General features: G+C 70.2%; 17 protein-coding genes. 8 read left to right on the forward strand and 9 right to left on the reverse strand.

Annotated features, from left to right (window positions below):
- Positions 1 to 132 precede the first annotated feature (132 nt).
- Positions 133 to 1,467 carry an AarF/ABC1/UbiB kinase family protein gene (locus FHY02_RS02975; protein WP_183920298.1) on the forward strand — a complete coding sequence of 445 codons (1,335 nt, stop codon included), beginning with the start codon at positions 133 to 135 and terminating at the stop codon, positions 1,465 to 1,467.
- A gap of 132 nt (positions 1,468 to 1,599) precedes the next feature.
- Here the strand turns inward: FHY02_RS02975 and FHY02_RS02980 are convergent, their stop codons facing one another.
- Complete coding sequence (locus tag FHY02_RS02980) at positions 1,600 to 2,091, reverse strand: nucleoside deaminase (protein WP_183920300.1); 492 nt, start codon at positions 2,089 to 2,091, stop codon at positions 1,600 to 1,602.
- A gap of 273 nt (positions 2,092 to 2,364) precedes the next feature.
- On the opposite strand from FHY02_RS02980, the gene FHY02_RS02985 reads away from it, so the two are divergent.
- The gene (locus FHY02_RS02985; RefSeq protein WP_183920302.1) at positions 2,365 to 3,378 is read left to right on the forward strand and encodes a hypothetical protein; all 1,014 of its coding nucleotides are present in this window, start codon (positions 2,365 to 2,367) and stop codon (positions 3,376 to 3,378) included.
- Between the two features lie 409 nt (positions 3,379 to 3,787).
- On the opposite strand, the gene FHY02_RS02990 is transcribed toward FHY02_RS02985, so the two are convergent.
- Positions 3,788 to 4,786, reverse strand: a complete 999-nt coding sequence (locus FHY02_RS02990) for a D-glycerate dehydrogenase (protein ID WP_183920304.1) — start codon at positions 4,784 to 4,786, stop codon at positions 3,788 to 3,790.
- Between the two features lie 81 nt (positions 4,787 to 4,867).
- Here FHY02_RS02990 and FHY02_RS02995 point away from each other — a divergent pair, with 81 nt between their 5' ends.
- From FHY02_RS02995 to FHY02_RS03010, 4 genes are all read left to right on the forward strand, one after another.
- Entirely contained in the window at positions 4,868 to 5,374 is a 507-nt protein-coding gene (locus FHY02_RS02995; RefSeq protein WP_409322177.1) for an SH3 domain-containing protein, read from the forward strand.
- Positions 5,371 to 6,216 carry a carboxylating nicotinate-nucleotide diphosphorylase gene (nadC, locus tag FHY02_RS03000; RefSeq protein ID WP_183920306.1) on the forward strand — a complete coding sequence of 282 codons (846 nt, stop codon included), beginning with the start codon at positions 5,371 to 5,373 and terminating at the stop codon, positions 6,214 to 6,216. Before FHY02_RS02995 ends, nadC begins: the two co-directional genes overlap by 4 nt.
- A 64-nt stretch (positions 6,217 to 6,280) precedes the next feature.
- Entirely contained in the window at positions 6,281 to 6,727 is a 447-nt protein-coding gene (locus tag FHY02_RS03005) for a hypothetical protein (RefSeq protein ID WP_183920308.1), read from the forward strand.
- Positions 6,724 to 7,428, forward strand: a complete 705-nt coding sequence (locus tag FHY02_RS03010) for a ribonuclease T2 family protein (protein WP_183920310.1) — start codon at positions 6,724 to 6,726, stop codon at positions 7,426 to 7,428. The genes FHY02_RS03005 and FHY02_RS03010 overlap by 4 nt, the downstream gene beginning before the upstream one ends.
- A 7-nt stretch (positions 7,429 to 7,435) precedes the next feature.
- On the opposite strand, the gene FHY02_RS03015 is transcribed toward FHY02_RS03010, so the two are convergent.
- The 4 genes from FHY02_RS03015 to FHY02_RS03030 form a co-directional block, all read right to left on the reverse strand.
- Positions 7,436 to 8,614, reverse strand: a complete 1,179-nt coding sequence (locus tag FHY02_RS03015; protein ID WP_183920312.1) for a VWA domain-containing protein — start codon at positions 8,612 to 8,614, stop codon at positions 7,436 to 7,438.
- Positions 8,615 to 8,623: 9 nt separating this feature from the next.
- Positions 8,624 to 9,478 carry a MoxR family ATPase gene (locus FHY02_RS03020; protein ID WP_183920314.1) on the reverse strand — a complete coding sequence of 285 codons (855 nt, stop codon included), beginning with the start codon at positions 9,476 to 9,478 and terminating at the stop codon, positions 8,624 to 8,626.
- 42 nt (positions 9,479 to 9,520) lie between these two features.
- Positions 9,521 to 10,177 carry a DUF6975 family protein gene (locus FHY02_RS03025; RefSeq protein WP_183920316.1) on the reverse strand — a complete coding sequence of 219 codons (657 nt, stop codon included), beginning with the start codon at positions 10,175 to 10,177 and terminating at the stop codon, positions 9,521 to 9,523.
- A 75-nt stretch (positions 10,178 to 10,252) separates the two neighbouring features.
- Positions 10,253 to 10,936, reverse strand: coding sequence for a PAS domain-containing protein (locus FHY02_RS03030; protein WP_409322335.1), 684 nt, complete (start codon positions 10,934 to 10,936; stop codon positions 10,253 to 10,255).
- Between FHY02_RS03030 and FHY02_RS03035 the strand changes: the two genes are divergently transcribed.
- On the forward strand, positions 10,817 to 11,182 hold the full coding sequence (locus FHY02_RS03035) for a hypothetical protein (protein WP_183920320.1): 366 nt from the start codon (positions 10,817 to 10,819) through the stop codon (positions 11,180 to 11,182). The genes FHY02_RS03030 and FHY02_RS03035 overlap by 120 nt on opposite strands.
- Before the next feature lie 94 nt (positions 11,183 to 11,276).
- On the opposite strand, the gene rpoD is transcribed toward FHY02_RS03035, so the two are convergent.
- From rpoD to FHY02_RS03050, 3 genes are all read right to left on the reverse strand, one after another.
- Complete coding sequence (gene rpoD, locus FHY02_RS03040; protein WP_183920322.1) at positions 11,277 to 13,313, reverse strand: RNA polymerase sigma factor RpoD; 2,037 nt, start codon at positions 13,311 to 13,313, stop codon at positions 11,277 to 11,279.
- A complete protein-coding gene (gene dnaG, locus FHY02_RS03045) occupies positions 13,313 to 15,208 on the reverse strand; it encodes a DNA primase (protein ID WP_183920324.1) in 1,896 nt (631 codons plus the stop codon). The genes rpoD and dnaG overlap by 1 nt, the downstream gene beginning before the upstream one ends.
- A gap of 297 nt (positions 15,209 to 15,505) precedes the next feature.
- Entirely contained in the window at positions 15,506 to 15,961 is a 456-nt protein-coding gene (locus tag FHY02_RS03050; RefSeq protein ID WP_183920326.1) for a GatB/YqeY domain-containing protein, read from the reverse strand.
- 95 nt (positions 15,962 to 16,056) lie between these two features.
- On the opposite strand from FHY02_RS03050, the gene carA reads away from it, so the two are divergent.
- On the forward strand, positions 16,057 to 17,229 hold the full coding sequence (carA, locus tag FHY02_RS03055) for a glutamine-hydrolyzing carbamoyl-phosphate synthase small subunit (protein ID WP_183920328.1): 1,173 nt from the start codon (positions 16,057 to 16,059) through the stop codon (positions 17,227 to 17,229).
- The last annotated feature ends 17 nt before the right edge of the window (positions 17,230 to 17,246 follow it).

Genomic DNA, 17,246 nt, shown 5'->3' on the forward strand with positions numbered 1-17,246 from the left:
CAGGGTGATCCGCTGCCACCCGGCTACGCTTCTGATTAGACGGATAAATCAATTTGCTTGTCAATGGTGTGTGTTGCCGCGTGCACCCGAACGCCGCGCCCGGCCGTTGCAGGCGCGCGAAGGAGTGAGCGGATGGTGGACGAGCGCGGACGCGCGGTGCCAAGCGGGCGATGGTCGCGACTGGGCGGATTCGGCAAGCTCGCTGGCGGCGTCGCCGGCGGTGTGATCGCCGAGGGCGCGCGGCGGCTCGCCGCCGGCGAGCGGCCGCGCATGAACGAGCTGCTGCTCACCCCCGCCAATGCCGCGCGGGTCGCCGACCAGCTCTCCCAGCTGCGCGGCGCGGCGATGAAGCTGGGGCAGATGATCTCGATGGACGCAGGCGACGTGCTGCCCGCGGAGCTCACCGCGATCATGGCGCGGCTGCGCGAGAACGCGCACCACATGCCCCCGGCGCAGCTCGACCGCGTGCTGGCGCAGCAATGGGGCGAGCGGTGGCGCAAGCGCTTCCGCCACTTCCAGGCGCATCCGATCGCCGCGGCTTCGATCGGCCAGGTCCACCGCGCCGAGTTGCGCGACGGGCGCGTACTGGCGATCAAGGTGCAATATCCCGGCGTGGCGGAGAGCATCGACGCCGACGTCGACAATGTCGCGACGCTGCTGCGCGTCACCGGGCTGCTGCCGCGCGAGCTTGACCTGGGGCCTTTGCTTGAGGAAGCCAAGCGCCAGCTGCGCGAGGAGGCCGATTACGCGCGCGAGCTGGCGATGCTCCAGCGCTACCGCGACCTGCTCGGCGACGACCCCGGCTATGTGCTGCCCGCGGCCGAGCCCGCGCTGAGCACCGAGCGCGTCCTGGCGATGGACTTCGTCGCGGGTGCGCCGGTTGAGACGCTCGCCGAGGCGGCGCAGGAGACGCGCGACACCGCCGGCGCGGCGCTGGTGCGGCTGGTGCTGCGCGAGCTGTTCGACTGGGGCGTGATGCAAACCGACCCCAATTTCGCCAACTACCGCTGGCAGGCGGAAACGGGGCGGTTGGTCCTGCTCGACTTTGGCGCGGCGCGGCCGGTGCGCGCGGAGACGCGTGCGGGCTATCACCGGCTGCTGATGGCGGGGCTAGACGGCGACGGCGCGCGCGTGCGCGAGGCGGCGCTGGCCGCGGGCTTCCTCGGCCGCGCCGCGGTGGAGCGCCACGGCGCGGCGGTCGACCGCATGATCGATGTGATCCTGGGCGAGCTCGGCCGGCCTGGCCTGTTCGACTTCGGCGATCGCCGCTTCGTCGGCGTGATCCGCGAGGAGGCGACCGTGGTGGCGCGCGACCGCTCGACCTGGCACCTGCCGCCGATCGATACCTTGTTCGTCCAGCGCAAGGTGAGCGGCACCGCGCTGCTGTGCGCGCGGCTCGGCGCGCGGGTCGATGTGCGCGCGATGGTAGAGCGCTATCGCGGGCTGGACGCGGCGGCGATGGGGTAGGGCGGTGCGGCCGCGAGCGCCGCCGCTTCATCTCATCCTGCGTCATCCTGAACTTGTTTCAGGATGACGCAGGAGGAAGAGGGCAGGGCAGCGCTCGACCGAGTGCGGGCGATCCGGCGGAGCGCAACCGCCTCACAGGTTCGCCTGCTCCTCCGCGGGCAGATCGGCGTCGGGCGGGTAATAGAGCGAGGCGCATTCCTCGCGCAGGCAACCGCCCTCGATCACGATGTCGTCGCGATACGCGTCCGCGATGAAGGACAAGGTGTCGACGTGCTGCGCCTCCCAGTACATCGCGTGGACGTCCTCGCGGCCGGCGCCGTAGACGACCCGCCCGACCTTCGACCAGATCGACGCCATCGTGCACATGCCGCACGGCTGCAGCGTCGAGTAGAGCGTGGCGCCACGCAGCTCGAGTTCGCCGCTGTTCTCGCAGGCGCGGCGGATCGCCATCATCTCGGCATGGGCGGTCGCGTCGGGCAGTTCATGGGTCTGGTTGCGCTCGGCCGCCAGCACCTTGCCGTCGAGCACGATCACCGAGCCGAGCGGCGAGGTCGACGGGTCCGATCCCTTCGAGCGCGCCACCGCGATCGCCTCGCGCATCCAGCGTTCGTCTTCCTCGGTCATGCACACCTCCGCCGCGCTCAACGCCGCGGCGCCGCGGTCGGTCCCGGCCGCTGCGGGCTGACCCACAAATAACAACGACTTAGTGGTGAGCGGCGGGCATAGCTCTGGTGATCGGGCAGAGCACGGCGACCTCCGCGATTCGTCGCAGCCAGGGCACGGAAGCCGGTGAACGGTGGTCGGTGCGGCGCGAGCGGAGCGGCCGCGGGCGGCCCGCAGGCTATCTCGCAGTCGCAGCAACTTCTACCCGGGCGACGGGGTTCGAGGAGGAAGATGATGTTCGATACCGATCAGCCGCGGCAGACAAGTCGACGCGATGCGCTGCGGCTGGGCGCGGGCGCGGCGGCAACCGCGCTGGTGGCGTGCCGCGGCCATGCCGGCGAGGTGCCCGGCCTGCGCCAGGACGGCATTCCGACGCGTCAGCTCGGCGCCATCACGGGCAACGATCCCGCCGCGATGCGGCGATGGGCGCAGTGGCTCGGCCGACCGCAGGACCATGACCTGCTCTACTTCAACCAGGACAGCTGGGAGCAGCTGGACCAGTCGATCGACTTCATCGCCGGCGTCGGTCGCGAGGTGCTGGCGCAGGGTCGGCGGGTGCAATGGTCGGTGCCGGTCGGCGGTCCGGGCGGTTACGACAGCGTCGCCGCCGGCCAGCGCGACGACCTCTACCGTCGCGTCGCCAGCGCGATCCTCGCCGCCTATCCGCGCGGGAACAGCCGCATCTACGTGCGCCTGCCGTGGGAGTTCAACCTGCCGTCGCAGTCGCTCGCCGCGCGCGACGCGGGCGGGCGCTGGGCGGCACGGCTCTATGTCGCGGCGTGGCGTCGCATCGCCGGCGTCTTCCGCCAGGTCTCGCACCGCTTCTATTTCGACTGGTGCCCCAACATCGGGGAGGGCGGGATCAACCCGGAGCAATGCTATCCCGGCGACGACGTGGTCGACGTCGTCAGCCTCGATCTCTACTACCAGGGCCAGTACGACGACCAGAACATGCGCGACGGCGGCCGGTCGATCTTCGGCTATCGCCTGTCGCAGCCGTTCGGTCTGGCCTGGCTGTCGAGCTTCGGCGCGCGCCACGGCAAGCTGATCGGCCTGTCGGAATGGGGCGTCGACGACGATCGCGCCGCCGTCTTCGCGCAGCTGCTCGCCGCCTGGATCGTGGCGCAGGGATCGCGCCTGTCGCACCACAATTACTGGGATCGCTCCGATGGCGGCATCAACGCCAAGCTGACCGACGGCCACCTGCCGAGAGTGGCGCGGGTGTACCGCGCCGCCTTCGGGCGCTGACCGCGGGTGGGGCTGTCCTACGCGGGAGCGGATGCGATAGAGCTGGGCGGTGTCCGGTGACTCATCCCTCATTGTCAGGGGAGGGGTGGGGCGCTGCCGCGAGCGCGGCGCTATCGGTCACGCCCCACCCCGGTTCCTCCGCTGAAGGGGAGGGGTTCGGATCATCGCGCCGCGTAGACTTAAAGGTCGCGCAGCCTCCCTCTCGGATCTCGCCGGGCCTCCCACATGACTCAACATTCGCGCCACCCTAAACCGGCAAGGACCAGTCATCGAAGTGCGAAAGCTTGGCTCCGTCTACACTTAGAGCAGAGCATCTCGACACTGCCTGATGTCGGGCGAATGTTGAGTCCCGCGCGCGATGCCGTCCAGCGGCTCAACTTTCTCAACATTCGCGCGCCGCGGCGAGGGCTCAGGCCCAGCCCTCCAGCACCTGATCGGGCGGGCGATGGCCGTCGGCCCAGCTGCGGATATTCGCGATGACGCGCTCGCCCGAGGCGACGCGGCCCTCGTACGTCGCCGAGCCCATGTGCGGCGTCATGACGACGTTGGGCAGCGCGAGCAGCCGCGGGTCGATCTCGGGCTCGTGGCGCCACACGTCGAGCCCGGCACCGGCGAGCCGCCCCGCCTCCAGCGCGTCGACCAGCGCGTCCTCGTCGAGGATGCCGCCGCGACTGGCGTTGATGACGAAGACGTGCGGGCGCAGCAGCGCCAGCCTTCGCCGGTCGATCAGGTCGCGGCTGTCGGCATTAAGGGGAGTGTGGATCGTCAGCACGTCGACCGTGCCGAGCAGGCCGTCGAGCTCGGCATGCCAGGTCGCGCCGAGCTCACGCTCGACCGCCGCGGGCAGGCGATGGCGGTTGTGATAGTGGATCGAGAGCCCGAACGCGCGCGCGCGCCGCGCCACCGCCTGGCCGATCCGCCCCATGCCGACGATGCCCAGCGCCTTGCCGCCGATGCGATAGCCCAGCATCCCGCCCGGGCTCCAGCCGGTCCACTGGCCCGAGCGCACCAGTTTCTCGCCCTCGGCGAGGCGGCGCGGCACCGAGACGATCAGCGCCATCACCAGGTCGGCGGTGTCCTCGGTGAGAACGCCGGGCGTGTTGGTGACGATGATGTCGCGCGCGCGGGCGGCGCGCAGGTCGATGTGGTTCACCCCCGCGCCGAAATTGGCGATCAGGCGCAGCCGCTCGCCCGCGCCGGCGATCAGCGCCGCGTCGATCGTGTCGGTGACGGCGGGGACCAGCACGTCGCTGTCGGCCATCGCGGCGGCGAGCGCGTCGCGCGAGAGCGCGCGGTCGCCGCGGTTGTTGCTCGTGTCGAACAATTGCTCGAGCCGCTGCATGACGACCTCGGGCAGCTCGCGCGTGACGGTCACCTTGGGATGGGCGCAGCGTCGCGGATCGGCCATGTGCCCGGAGTGGCGCAGCCCCGCGCGGGCGTCAACGGTAAGCGGTTGCTGGCGCGCCGCGCGCCTCTTACAGACTCGCGCGTGGACAGCGGGATCTCAGCGAGACGGCGCGCCGCGATGGCGGCGGTGATGGCGGCGGCGATGGCGTGCGGGGCGGCGGCAGACGCCGCGCCCGACCTGCGCGAGCCGCCCTATTATGCCTCCCTCAGCCCGTCGCGCGCGCGGATGCGGACCGGGCCGGGGCGCACCTTCCCGTCGAGCTGGGTCTATGTCCGCGCCGATCTGCCGGTGCGCGTCGTCGCCGTGTTCAAGGAGTGGCGCAAGGTCGAGGACCCGGGCGGTACGCAGGGCTGGATGCTCGGCACGCTGGTGAGCCACACCCGCACCGCGATCGTCACCGGCGGCGAGACCGCCGAGCTGCGCGACCGCCCCGGCGGCCCGCACGTGCTGTGGCGCGCGCAGCCCGGCGTGGTCGGGCGCTTGAGCCAGTGCGGCAACGGCTGGTGCCGCCTCGACGTCCACGGCCAGGCCGGTTTCGTCCAGACCGAGCGGCTGTGGGGCGTCGCGCCCGGCGAGGTGTTGCCATGAGCTTTGTGCTGGAGGGGTTTGACACCGACGCCTTCGTCGATTCGACGCTGGCCGAGGACCTGGGCGGGGTGGGAGACATCACCTCCGCCGCGGTGATCCCGGCCGCGGCGCGCTTCGCCGCGGTGATGGACAGCCGCGACGCAATCATCGTCTGCGGCGTGGCGCTCGCCGCCGCTTTCTTCCGCCGGCTCGACCCCGACGCCACGATCCAGCCGCTGGTGCGCGACGGCGACCGGGTGTCGCCGGGTGCCAAGCTGCTGCGCGTCACCGGCGCGGCGCGCGCGGTGCTCACCGCGGAACGCTCGGCGCTCAACACGATCCAGCATCTGTCGGGGATCGCGACGCTGACCGGCGCCTATGTCGCGGCGCTGGAGGGCACCGGCGCGACGCTGCTCGACACGCGCAAGACACTGCCGGGGCTGCGCCGGCTCGAGAAATACGCCACCCGCACCGGCGGCGCACGCAATCACCGAATGGGATTGTGGGACGCGGCGATGATCAAGGACAATCACGTCGCGGTCGCCGGCGGGGTCGGCCCCGCCGCCGCGCTCGCCCGCGCCGCCGGGATCGTCGACATCATCGTCGAGGTCGACCGGCTCGACCAGATCACGCCCGCGCTGGAGGCGGGGGCGACCCACCTGCTGCTCGACAACATGCCTCCGGCGATGCTGCGCGAGGCGGTGGCGCTGGTCGATGGGCGCGTGCCGACCGAGGCCTCGGGCGGGGTCTCGCTCGAGACGATCGGGGCGATCGGCGCGAGCGGCGTGACCTATGTCAGCGTCGGTCGCATCACCCAGTCGGCGCCCGCGGCGGATATCGGGCTCGACGTCGCCGCGGCGTGAGCCTGCCCGCTTGCGTCGACGAACGCGGCGGCGCAGAGCGCGCGCGCAACCATGTGAGGTCATCGTGACGCGTCCGCCCCCGATCGTCCGTTTCGAGCGGCTGTACCTGACCTCCTTCGCGCTGGGGCTGCTCATCTGGGCGTTGACCTGGAATCAGCTGTCGACGCGGCTCGCGACCGATCTGCGGACGGCCGGGTTCGGCTGGATGCTCGTCGCGGCGCTGGGGCTCAACGTCGTCATCGCGCTGTTCCAGTGGTATGCGGTGGCACGCCGCGGCGTGGCCTGGGTGCGCTGGATGGTGGTGCTGCTGACGACGCTCCATCTGCTCGGCCTGCTGCCCGGCCTGTTCAGTGCGCCGCTCGCGCTGCCGACCTTGCTCGGGCTGGTACGCGTTCCGCTGGAGATGACCGCGGCGGCGCAGCTGTTCGCGCCCGCGGCGCGCGATTGGTTCGGGTTGGACGAGGGCGACGATGAGGACGATCTCGACGGCCATAGGGAGGAGCTGTCATGACTCGCTGGATGGCCGCGGCGGCCTTGGTGGCGCTACCCGGGAGCGCTGGCGCGCAGGCGCTCTCCTGCGCGCTGCCCGACACGGTCGCGGCGCCGCGCCCCGATCTGCCGAGCGCCAGCCAGCCGGCGCGACGCGTGCCGATCGGCAGCTACACGCTGGCGGTGACGTGGAGCCCGCAATATTGTCGCGACCACGGCGATGGGCGGGACGCGCGCTTCCAGTGCGGCTCGGCCAACCGCTTCGGCTTCGTGCTCCACGGGCTTTGGCCCGACGGCGAGGGCAAGGCGTGGCCGCAATATTGTCGCTCCACCGCGATCCTGCCCGCGGCGGTGCTGCGCCGCCATCTCTGCGCGACGCCTTCGGCGCAGCTGCTCCAGCACGAATGGGCCAAGCACGGCACCTGCATGGCAGGCTATTCCCCGGAGCGATACTTCCGCCAATCGAACGCGATGTACGGACGGCTCCGCTTCCCCGACATGGCGGCGCTGTCGCGCCGGTCGCTGACCGCGGGCGCGATGGCCGCCGCGGTGGCGCGCGTCAATCCGGGGATGCGTGCCGACATGATAAGCGTGACCGCGACGAAGCAGGGCTGGCTCGACGAGCTCTGGCTCTGCGTCGACGAGGCCTTCCGCTACACGCGCTGCCCGGCGCACCAGGGCGGGCTGAGGCCGGGCGCCCCGCTGCGGATCTGGCGCGGCTGAGCCGCGCTCAACGCCGGCGCGCCAGCGCGCGCGTGGCGGCGTCGATCCCGTCGAGCGTCAGCGGGAACATGCGCCCGTTCAGCAGGTCGCGGACCAGCGCGGTCGAGGCGGAATAATCCCAGTGCGCTTCCGGCGCGGGGTTGAGCCAGGCAGCGGCGGGATAGGCCTCGGTCAGTCGCCGCAGCCAGGCCGCGCCGGGCTCGTCATTGTGGTGCTCGACCGAGCCGCCGGGATGCGTGATCTCGTACGGACTCATCGCCGCGTCCCCGACGAACAGCAGCTTATAGTCGCGGCCATAGGTGTGGAGCAGCTCGAGCGTCGACGTGCGCGCGTCGAAACGACGGCGGTTGTCCTTCCACACGCCCTCGTAGACGCAATTGTGGAAGTAGAAGAACTCGAGGTCGCGGAACTCGCTGGTAGCGGCGGAGAACAGCTCCTCACAGGCGCTGACGAACGGGTCCATCGAGCCGCCGACGTCGAGGAAGAGCAGCAGCTTGACTGCGTTGCGCCGCGCCGGGCGCAGGCGCACGTCGAGCCAGCCCTGGCGCGCGGTACCGTCGACGGTCGCGTCCAAGTCCAGCTCTTCCGCGGCACCGGCGCGGGCGAAGCGGCGGAGCCGGCGCAATCCCAGCTTGATGTTGCGCGTGCCGAGCTCGCGCGAGGAGTCGAGGTCGCGGAAGGCGCGCTGCTCCCACACCTTCATCGCGCGCGCCTGGGTCGGTTCGCCGCCGATGCGGACGCCCTCGGGGTTGTAGCCCGCGTTGCCGAACGGGCTGGTACCGCCGGTGCCGATCCACTTGCTGCCGCCCTGATGGCGCGCGTGCTGCTCGGCGAGCCGCTCGCGCAGCGTCCGCATGATCTCATCCCATGAACCGAGCGACTGGATCGCCGCGCGCTGCTCGGGAGTGAGATGGCGCTGCGCGAGCGCGCGGAGCCACTCCTCGGGCAGCTCGGCGGGTGCGACGCCCTCGAGCGGCAGCGCGCCGCGGAACACCGCGGCGAAGACCTGGTCGAAGCGGTCGAGCAGCGCCTCGTCCTTCACGTAGATCGCGCGGCTGAGATAGTAGAATTGCTCGGGCGAACGGTCGATCACCGCGGCATCGAGCGCCTCGAGCAGCAGCAGATGCTCCTTGAGGCTCGCCGGGATCCCCGCGGCGCGCAGGGCATCGAGGAAGGCGAGGAACATCGCGCCCGTTCAGGGCCGCGGCGCATGCCGCCGCGCCATGAAGGCGAGCCGCTCGAACAGCATCACGTCCTGCTCGTTCTTCAGCAGAGCGCCGTGCAGCGGCGGGATCGCCTTGGTCGGGTCGCGCTGCTGCAGCACCTCGAGCGGCAGGTCCTCGTGCATCAGCAGCCGGAGCCAGTCGAGCAGCTCGCTGGTCGACGGTTTCTTCTTGATCCCGGGCACCTCGCGCACCTCGTAGAACAGGTCGAGCGCGCGGCTGACCAAGGCGGTCTGGATGCCGGGGAAGTGGACGTCGACGATCGCCTGCATCGTCGCCCGATCGGGAAAGCGAATGTAGTGGAAGAAGCAGCGACGCAGGAAGGCGTCGGGCAGCTCCTTCTCGTTGTTCGAGGTGATCACCACGATAGGGCGCTGGGCGGCGCGCACGGTCTGTCCGGTCTCATAGACGTGGAACTCCATGCGATCGAGTTCCTGCAACAGGTCGTTGGGGAACTCGATGTCGGCCTTGTCGATCTCGTCGATCAGCAGCACCGCGGGCGTGTCGCGCTCGAATGCCTCCCACAATTTGCCGCGGCGGATGTAATTGGCGATGTCGTTGACCCGCGGGTCGCCGAGCTGGCCATCGCGCAGCCGCGCCACCGCGTCATAGTCGTAGAGGCCCTGCTGCGCCTTGGTGGTCGACTTCACCGTCCACTCGATGAGCGGATAGCCGGTCGCGCGCGCGATCTCGTGCGCGAGCACGGTCTTGCCCGTGCCGGGCTCACCCTTGACCAGCAGCGGGCGCCGCAGCTGCACCGCGGCGTTGACCGCCACCTTCAGATCATCGGTGGCGACATAGTCGCCGGTGCCCTCGAAGCGTTCCATTCGCGCCGTCATGCGGTGCCCAACGGCGGCTGGCAAGCCGGCTCAGCCGCCCCGTGCGGCGGCGCGCGACTCGAGCAGCTGCCACAGCCCACGATGCTGCGTGAGCAACTGCTCGGCGCCGAAGGTGAGCGCGCGCACCCGCGCCGGCGCCAGGGTCAGGCCGTGCAGCATCGCGACCGCCTCGTCGCGCGCGGCCGCGAAGCTGGTTGTGGCCTCCTCGCCGAGCCGTACCGCGCAGCGCTCGAGCACGCCTCTGATCGCGACCCAGTCGAGCACGAAGGCGGCGGCGGCGCCGGTGGCACAGCCGAGCCGGTCCGAGCGCGCCAGCAGCGCCAGCGTGTCGCGCTGCTGCAGGATCGCGGCGGCCGCACTCGCCTGACCCGGCGTCGAGGGCAGCGGGCCTGCCGCGGCGGCGAGGCGTACCAGCAGGGAGCGTTCCGCCGCCATCACGCTCGCGGCGCGCGCAAGCCACGCCGACGCGAGCGTGTCGACGCCGTGCGCGGTGGCGTGATCGACCATGCCGGGAAAGGTGCCGTGGACGACGCACAGAGCGTGGATCGCGTCGGCGAGGTCGCGCAACGGCACATTCGGGTCGGCGAGCGCCTGGGCGTGACGCGACGCGGCGGTGCCGTCGCGCGCGACCATCGCGAGGATCAGGTCGGCCGGACCGTCCTCGGGGCGCTGACTCGCGTCCGCCATGTTTCTTGCCTCCACGCTATCGCGGCGCGCCTCGGCCGCGCGCTGCGAGCTAGCTGATCGACGTAAAGGTGCGGTTTACGCGGGTCGCCGAACCACCGCCGCGACCACCTCCTCGGCTCGTCCATTGACCCGGATCGGCCAGAAACTGAGCGCGACGTCCAGCTCTTCGCCATCGCTGGTCAGCAATGCCGCTTTCACCACTTCGCCGATCTCGCCCCCGCTGGCGCGTTCGAGCGATTCGCCGACCGCCGGCCGGTCGGTCGCGGCCACCAGGGCAAGGAAGCGCGTGCCGGCGAGGAGGGGAAGGGGCGTCTCCAGCAGTTCCGCCAGGGCGGGTCGAGGCGCGACGAGATAGCCGCGAAGGCTTATCCGCGCGAGTGCGGCAAGTCCCGTGGTCTCGACGGCCGCGATGATCGAGTCCCGCGCCGCCACGGCGGCCTGCGTCTCCGTCGCCGCGGTCTCGTCCTCGATCCGCAGCAGGCACCCGTCGGGCAGCGGCTCCACCGTCACGCCCAGCGTGCGCCCGGACGCACGATCCGCCGCCACCGTCACGCGCTCGCGCGCGGCACCGTCGAGCACGCGCCGCACCGCTGCGGCGAGCGTACCGCCGTCGCGCTGCGACAGCGCCATAACGCCGGCATGCGTCGTGACCCGATCGCCGAAGCGCGCGCGCGCGGCCGTGTTGGCGCGCGCGATCAGCCCCTCGCCATCGAGCAGCAGCAGCGGCAGATCGAGCGCATCGAGAATGGGATCGAGCAGTGCCGCGGCGGGTTGCTCCGATTGGCCGCCCCCGCCGAGCGTCGCCGCGAGCTCTACGCCGACGAGGATCAAGCGGGGACGCCCGTGGTGGAGCACATAGACCGGCGCGCGCGCGGCACGCTCCTGCCACTCGCCGAAATGCCGGACCAGCGTCGAAGCCGTGACGTGAAGCCGCGGAGCGTCGCGGCCGGATGCCGGGTCAATCATATGCAATTAATTGATGTTATTCACGTCTTTGTGAATTGATCGCCATCAATCGTGAGAAAAAACAGCCGCGACGATCGAGCGACCGTCGCGGCTAATCAAGGTCAAGCAGTCCTGCGCGCCCCTGCGCCGGCAATCACTGGTCCAGGAAGGACCGCATCTTGCGGCTGCGGCTCGGGTGCTTGAGCTTGCGGAGCGCCTTGGCCTCGATCTGACGGATGCGCTCGCGCGTCACCGAGAACTGCTGGCCGACCTCCTCCAGCGTGTGGTCGGTGTTCATGCCGATACCGAAGCGCATGCGCAGCACGCGCTCCTCGCGCGGGGTGAGCGACGCGAGCACGCGCGTCACCGTCTCCTTGAGATTGGCCTGGATCGCGGCGTCGACCGGGATCACCGCGTTCTTGTCCTCGATGAAGTCGCCGAGGTGCGAGTCCTCCTCGTCACCGATCGGCGTCTCGAGACTGATCGGCTCCTTGGCGATCTTCATCACCTTGCGCACCTTCTCGAGCGGCATGCTCAGGCGCTCCGCCATTTCCTCGGGCGTGGGCTCGCGGCCCTGCTCGTGGAGGAACTGGCGGCTGGTGCGGACCAGCTTGTTGATCGTCTCGATCATATGGACCGGGATGCGGATGGTGCGCGCCTGATCCGCGATCGAGCGCGTGATCGCCTGGCGGATCCACCAAGTCGCATAGGTGCTGAACTTGTAGCCGCGGCGGTACTCGAACTTGTCCACCGCCTTCATCAGGCCGATGTTGCCCTCCTGGATGAGATCCAGGAACTGCAGGCCGCGGTTGGTGTACTTCTTGGCGATCGAGATCACGAGGCGGAGATTGGCCTCGACCATCTCCTTCTTGGCGATCCTAGCCTCGCGCTCGCCCTTCTGCACCATGTTGACGATGCGGCGGAACTCGGCGAGCGCCATGCCGGTCTGCTGGCTGATCTCGCTGATCTCGGTGCGGATGCGATCGATCGCGGGCGCCTCGTTGGTGGCGAAGGCGGCCCATTTCTTGTCGCGCCCGCGCACCGCGTCGAGGAAGCCTTCGTCGAGCTCGTGGCCCATATATTGGTCGAGGAAGTCCTTGCGGTTCACCTTGTGCCGCTCGGCCAGCCGCAGCATCTGCCCGCCCAGCGCGGTGAGGCGCCGGTTGTAGCTGTAAAGCTGGTCGACCAGATACTCGATCTTGCTCTGGTGGAACTGCACGCTCTCCACCTCCGCGGTGAGGTCCTCGCGCAGCTTCTGGTACTTGCGCTCCTGCGCGTCCGAGAGGTCCGCGCCCGACGCCATCGCGTCGAGCCGGCTCTCCTGCATCTTGGAGAAGTTGCGGTAGATCGCGGTGATGTTGGCGAACTTCTCAAGCGCGAGCGGCTTGAGCGTCTCCTCCATCTGGGCGAGGCTGAGCGTGTTATCCTCTTCCTCATCGTCGGACGGCCGCGGCGCGCGGCGCTCGGTCATGTCGTCCTCGTCGTCGGCGGGGGCCTCCTCTGGCTCCTCTTCCTCCTTGAACGACGGGCCGGTGCTCGACTCGCTGATCTCGCCGCTGTCGTCCTCGGCGCCCTCGACCTGCTCGGCCGACGGTCCCTTGGACAGCATCGCGTCGAGATCGACGATCTCGCGCAGCTGCATCGTGCCCTCGTTGAGCGCGGTCGACCAGTCGATGATGGCGTTGAAGGTGATCGGGCTCTCGCAGAGCCCGAGGATCATCGTGTCGCGCCCCGCCTCGATGCGCTTGGCGATCGCGATCTCGCCCTCGCGGCTGAGCAGCTCCACCGCGCCCATCTCGCGCAGGTACATCCGCACCGGGTCGTCGGTGCGGTCGATCGTCTCTTTCTTCTTCGCCTCGGGGGCCGGGGCGGTGCCGTCGGACTCGGACTCATTGTCGACCGGCTCGGCCTCGTCGTCGTCGGCGCGCTCCTCCGGCTCGCCGTCCTCGCCGGCTTCCTCGTTCTCGACGATGTTGACGCCCATCTCGTTGAGCGCGGACATGACATCCTCGAGCTGGTCCGAGGACATCTGATCCTGCGGCAGCGCCTCGTTGAGCTGGTCGTAGGTGATGTAGCCGCGCTTCTTGGCGCGCGCGATCAGCTTCTTGACGCTCGCGTCGTTCAGATCGATCAGCGGAGCGTCGGCCACTTCCGCGCCCTCGTCACCACCGCCACCGTTCATCTTCGCCATCAATCGTCCTCAAGTCCGAGCGCGCGGGCGTCTTCGTTTGCCTGCACCAGATTTGCAAGTCGCTCATCCAGCGCGCGTTGTTCATTCACCAAGGCCACTTGTCGTTCGAATGCCTCGGCGGTGAAGCGCGCCTTCATCGCGGAAGTTGCTTCCGCCAGCGCAGCGTCGACCTCCGGCCGGGCGACCAGGATCGCGATCGCCTCGTCGAGGTCGTCGCGCGCCTGCTTCTCGTCGACGCCGGCGCGCGTGAACGAATAGGGCATCGTATCGGCTCTCAAGAGGTCGTGCGCGACCGTATCGAAACCGGATCGCGCCAATATGGTGACCAGCCGCCCGCTATCAAGCGGATCGCCGCGACGATCCTCCAGCGCGACATCCACCACCGCCTCGAACAAGCGCCCGAGCGCTCCCTCGGCGAGGCGCAAGCCGCCGAGCACTTCCATGTGGCGCGCGATCTCGGCGGGATGACGGATCAGCCCGGCGAGCACCGCCTTGGCGAGCACGCGGTCGATCCCGCCCGCGGCGCCGACGCGCTTGGCGTCCTCGGTGACGGGCGGGGGCGGGGGCGTCCACTTCTGCCCGGGGCGGCGCTGCGCCATCGGGTAGAAGGGCGTGCGCTGCTGGAACGGCTGGCGATTGCGCGCGAACTGCTCGTCGAAGCGGTGGCGGAACTCGGCCTGATATTCGGCGCGGACGCTCGGATCGGTGATCGACTGGACGAGCTCGCCGAGACGGCGCTTGAAGCCGGCGCGCTGCTCGGGCGTGGTCAGCGGCTCGGCGGCGAGCTCGTGCTGCCACAGCCGATCGACCAGCGGCTGCGCGCTCCGTACCAGCGGCTCGAACGCGCCCGGCCCCTGCGCGCGCATCAGGTCGTCGGGGTCCTGCCCCTCAGGCAGGGTCACGAAGGCGAGGCTGCGCCCCGGCGCGAGCAGCGGCAGCGCGCGCTGCGCCGCACGGATTGCGGCCTTCTGCCCGGCCGCGTCGCCGTCGAGGCAGACATAGGGCACGTCGACGACGCGCCACAGCCGCTCGAGCTGCGCCTCGGTCAGCGCGGTGCCGAGCGGCGCCACTGCCTCGCCGATGCCGTGCTGCGCCAGCGCGACCGCGTCCATATAGCCCTCGACCACGAACAGCCGCTCGGCCTTGCGCGCGGCCGCGGCGGCGCGGTCGAGGTTGTAGAGCGTGCGGCCCTTGTCGAAGAGCGGCGTGTCGGGCGAGTTGAGGTACTTGGGCTCGCCCTCGCCGATGATGCGCCCGCCGAAGGCGATGACGCGCCCGCGCGGGTCGCGGATCGGGATCATCAGCCGGCCGCGGAACCGGTCATAGGGCTCCTTGCCCTCGACCTGGATCAGCAGCCCCGCCTCGATCAGCATGGGGTCGCCGAAATCCTTCAGCGCCGCGCGAAGCCGGGTGCGCGAGTCGGGTGCATAGCCGAAGCCGAAGCTGCGCTGCGTCGTCGCGCTCACGCCGCGCCGGTCGAGCAACGCGCGCGCCGCGGCGCCCTCGCTGCCGCCGAGCTGCTGGGTGAAGAAGTCCGCGGCGGCCTGCATCACGTCGTGGAGCGACTTGGCACGCTCGGCGCGCTCGGCCGACTGGCGGTCCTGCGCGGGCATCTCCATCCCCGCCGCGGCGGCGAGTTCCTTGACCGCGTCGATGAAGGGGAGGCCCTGGTGATCGGTCAGCCAGCGGATCGCGTCGCCGTGCGCCGAGCAGCCGAAGCAGTGATAGAAGCCCTTGTCGTCATTGACGTAGAAGCTGGGCGTCTTCTCGTTGTGAAACGGGCAGCAGCCCTTCGACTCGCGCCCGGCGCGGGTGAGCTTGACCGTCTTGCCGACCAGCGCGGTGAGCGAGGTGCGCGCGCGCAGCTCGTCGAGGAAGGCGGGGGTGAGACTCACCTCCGCATTATACCCCTTATGACGTGGGATCGCGCAGGGAGCAATGTGTCGCGGTGGGACGAGGTGTTTTCACCCGTTCGGTCGTCATCCCGGAACGCTCTTCATCGTCATCGCGGACTTGTTCCGGGATCCACTGTTCCGCGGGAGCGACGCTTTCCGGAAGTTCGGCTCGGTGGATCCCGGAACAAGTCCGGGATGACGGAAAGGGTGAGGGGGCGGGCAGGGCGAAGCGCTCGCGGCCCCTCTGCCCCTCTGCCCCTCCGCGTCCCCGCGCGAAGCCTCACCCCGCCCCCGGCCTCACCCCGCCAGCGCCGCCTTCACCAGCGCGCTCGCCTTGCTCATGTCGAGCGTGCTGGCGTGGCGCGCCTTCAGCTCGGCCATCACGCGGCCCATGTCCTTCATCCCGCCCGCGCCCAGCTCGGCCTTGATCGACTCGATCGCGGCGCGCGTCTCGTCCTCGTCCATCTGCTGCGGCAGGAAGCGCTCGATCACCGTCACCTCGGCCTGTTCCGCCGCGGCCAGCTCGGGGCGGCCGCCCTGCTCGTACATCGCGATCGACTCGCGGCGCTGCTTGACCATCTTCTGCAGCACCTCGACCACCACCGCGTCGTCGTCCGCCGGTGTCGCGCCGGTGCGCAGTTCGATGTCGCGATTCTTCACCGCCGCCTGGATCAGCCCGATGGTGGCGCGCGCCTCCTTGTCGCCCGCCTTCATCGCCGCGATCTGCGCGGCCTTGATGTCGTCCCGAATCATACCCGTGTCCTTAACCGATTGACGCGTCCGGCGCGCGTCTCTAGCGGGCGGGGCTTAGCGACATCGCCGATCCACACAAGGAGTGCCCGCCTGCCATGGCCGACGCCACGTTTCCGCACGCGCCCAGACCGGATGGAGCGACGGGCGTCCTCGTCCTCGCCAGCGGCGAGGTGGCGTGGGGCCGCGGCTTCGGCGCGACCGGCCAGGCGGTGGGCGAGGTGTGCTTCCACACCGCCATGACGGGTTATCAGGAGATCATGACTGACCCGAGCTTCGCCGGTCAGATCATCACCTTTACCTTCCCGCATATCGGCAACGTCGGGGCGAACCCCGACGACGTCGAGGCCGACAACCCGCACGCGCTCGGCATGATCGTGCGCGAGGATCCGACCGCGCCGAGCAACTTCCGCGCGATGGAAAATCTCGCCGGCTGGATGGAGCGGCACGCGCGCATCGGGCTGGCGGGCGTGGACACGCGCGCACTGACGCGCCGCATTCGCGGCGGCGGGGCCCCGACCGGCGTGGTGGCGCACGCGCCCGACGGGCAGTTCGATCTCGACCTCCTGCTCAAGCTGGCGCGCGGCTGGCCCGGGCTGGAGGGGATGGACCTCGCCAAGGATGTCACGCGCGAGACGCATGGCAGCTGGGAGGGCGGCATCTGGCGGCTCGGCTTCGGCTATGACGGCGGTGGCGAGGGCGCGCGGCCGCACGTGGTCGCGGTGGATTACGGCAGCAAGTTCAACATCTTCCGCAATCTCGTTCAGGCCGGGGCGAAGGTGTCGGTGGTACCCGCGACCGCGACCTTCGACGAGATCATGGCGCTCGCGCCCGATGGCATCTTCCTCTCCAACGGCCCCGGCGATCCCGCCGCGACCGGCGAATACGCCGTGCCGGTGATCCGCCAGCTCCTCGGCACGGGCAAGCCGCTGTTCGGCATCTGCCTTGGCCACCAGCTGCTCGCGCTGGCGGTGGGGGCGCGGACGACCAAGATGTTTCAGGGCCACCGCGGCGCCAACCACCCGGTCAAGCGGCTCAGCGACGGCGCGGTCGAGATCACCAGCATGAACCACGGCTTCGCGGTGGAGCGCGAGACGCTGCCCGCCAACGCGCGCGAGACGCACGTGTCGCTGTTCGACGGGTCGAACGCGGGGATAGAGCTGACCGACCGGCCGGCGTTCAGCGTGCAATATCACCCCGAGGCGAGCCCCGGGCCGCAGGACAGCCTGTACCTGTTCGAGCGGTTCGTGGGAGCGCTGCGCGCGGGCTGACGCCGCGACGCGACGAC

Source organism: Sphingomonas sp. BK069 (assembly GCF_014193405.1).
GTDB lineage: Bacteria > Pseudomonadota > Alphaproteobacteria > Sphingomonadales > Sphingomonadaceae > Sphingomonas.

What these genes read in the sequence shown, in the direction of transcription:
- FHY02_RS02975 (WP_183920298.1), top strand. Translation starts at nt 133, where the DNA reads ATGGTGGACGAGCGCGGACGCGCGGTGCCAAGCGGGCGATGGTCGCGA.
- FHY02_RS02980 (WP_183920300.1), bottom strand. Translation starts at nt 2,091, where the DNA reads ATGACCGAGGAAGACGAACGCTGGATGCGCGAGGCGATCGCGGTGGCG.
- FHY02_RS02985 (WP_183920302.1), top strand. Translation starts at nt 2,365, where the DNA reads ATGTTCGATACCGATCAGCCGCGGCAGACAAGTCGACGCGATGCGCTG.
- FHY02_RS02990 (WP_183920304.1), bottom strand. Translation starts at nt 4,786, where the DNA reads ATGGCCGATCCGCGACGCTGCGCCCATCCCAAGGTGACCGTCACGCGC.
- nadC (WP_183920306.1), top strand. Translation starts at nt 5,371, where the DNA reads ATGAGCTTTGTGCTGGAGGGGTTTGACACCGACGCCTTCGTCGATTCG.
- FHY02_RS03010 (WP_183920310.1), top strand. Translation starts at nt 6,724, where the DNA reads ATGACTCGCTGGATGGCCGCGGCGGCCTTGGTGGCGCTACCCGGGAGC.
- FHY02_RS03015 (WP_183920312.1), bottom strand. Translation starts at nt 8,614, where the DNA reads ATGTTCCTCGCCTTCCTCGATGCCCTGCGCGCCGCGGGGATCCCGGCG.
- FHY02_RS03020 (WP_183920314.1), bottom strand. Translation starts at nt 9,478, where the DNA reads ATGGAACGCTTCGAGGGCACCGGCGACTATGTCGCCACCGATGATCTG.
- FHY02_RS03025 (WP_183920316.1), bottom strand. Translation starts at nt 10,177, where the DNA reads ATGGCGGACGCGAGTCAGCGCCCCGAGGACGGTCCGGCCGACCTGATC.
- FHY02_RS03035 (WP_183920320.1), top strand. Translation starts at nt 10,817, where the DNA reads ATGCGTCGTGACCCGATCGCCGAAGCGCGCGCGCGCGGCCGTGTTGGC.
- rpoD (WP_183920322.1), bottom strand. Translation starts at nt 13,313, where the DNA reads ATGGCGAAGATGAACGGTGGCGGTGGTGACGAGGGCGCGGAAGTGGCC.
- FHY02_RS03050 (WP_183920326.1), bottom strand. Translation starts at nt 15,961, where the DNA reads ATGATTCGGGACGACATCAAGGCCGCGCAGATCGCGGCGATGAAGGCG.
- carA (WP_183920328.1), top strand. Translation starts at nt 16,057, where the DNA reads ATGGCCGACGCCACGTTTCCGCACGCGCCCAGACCGGATGGAGCGACG.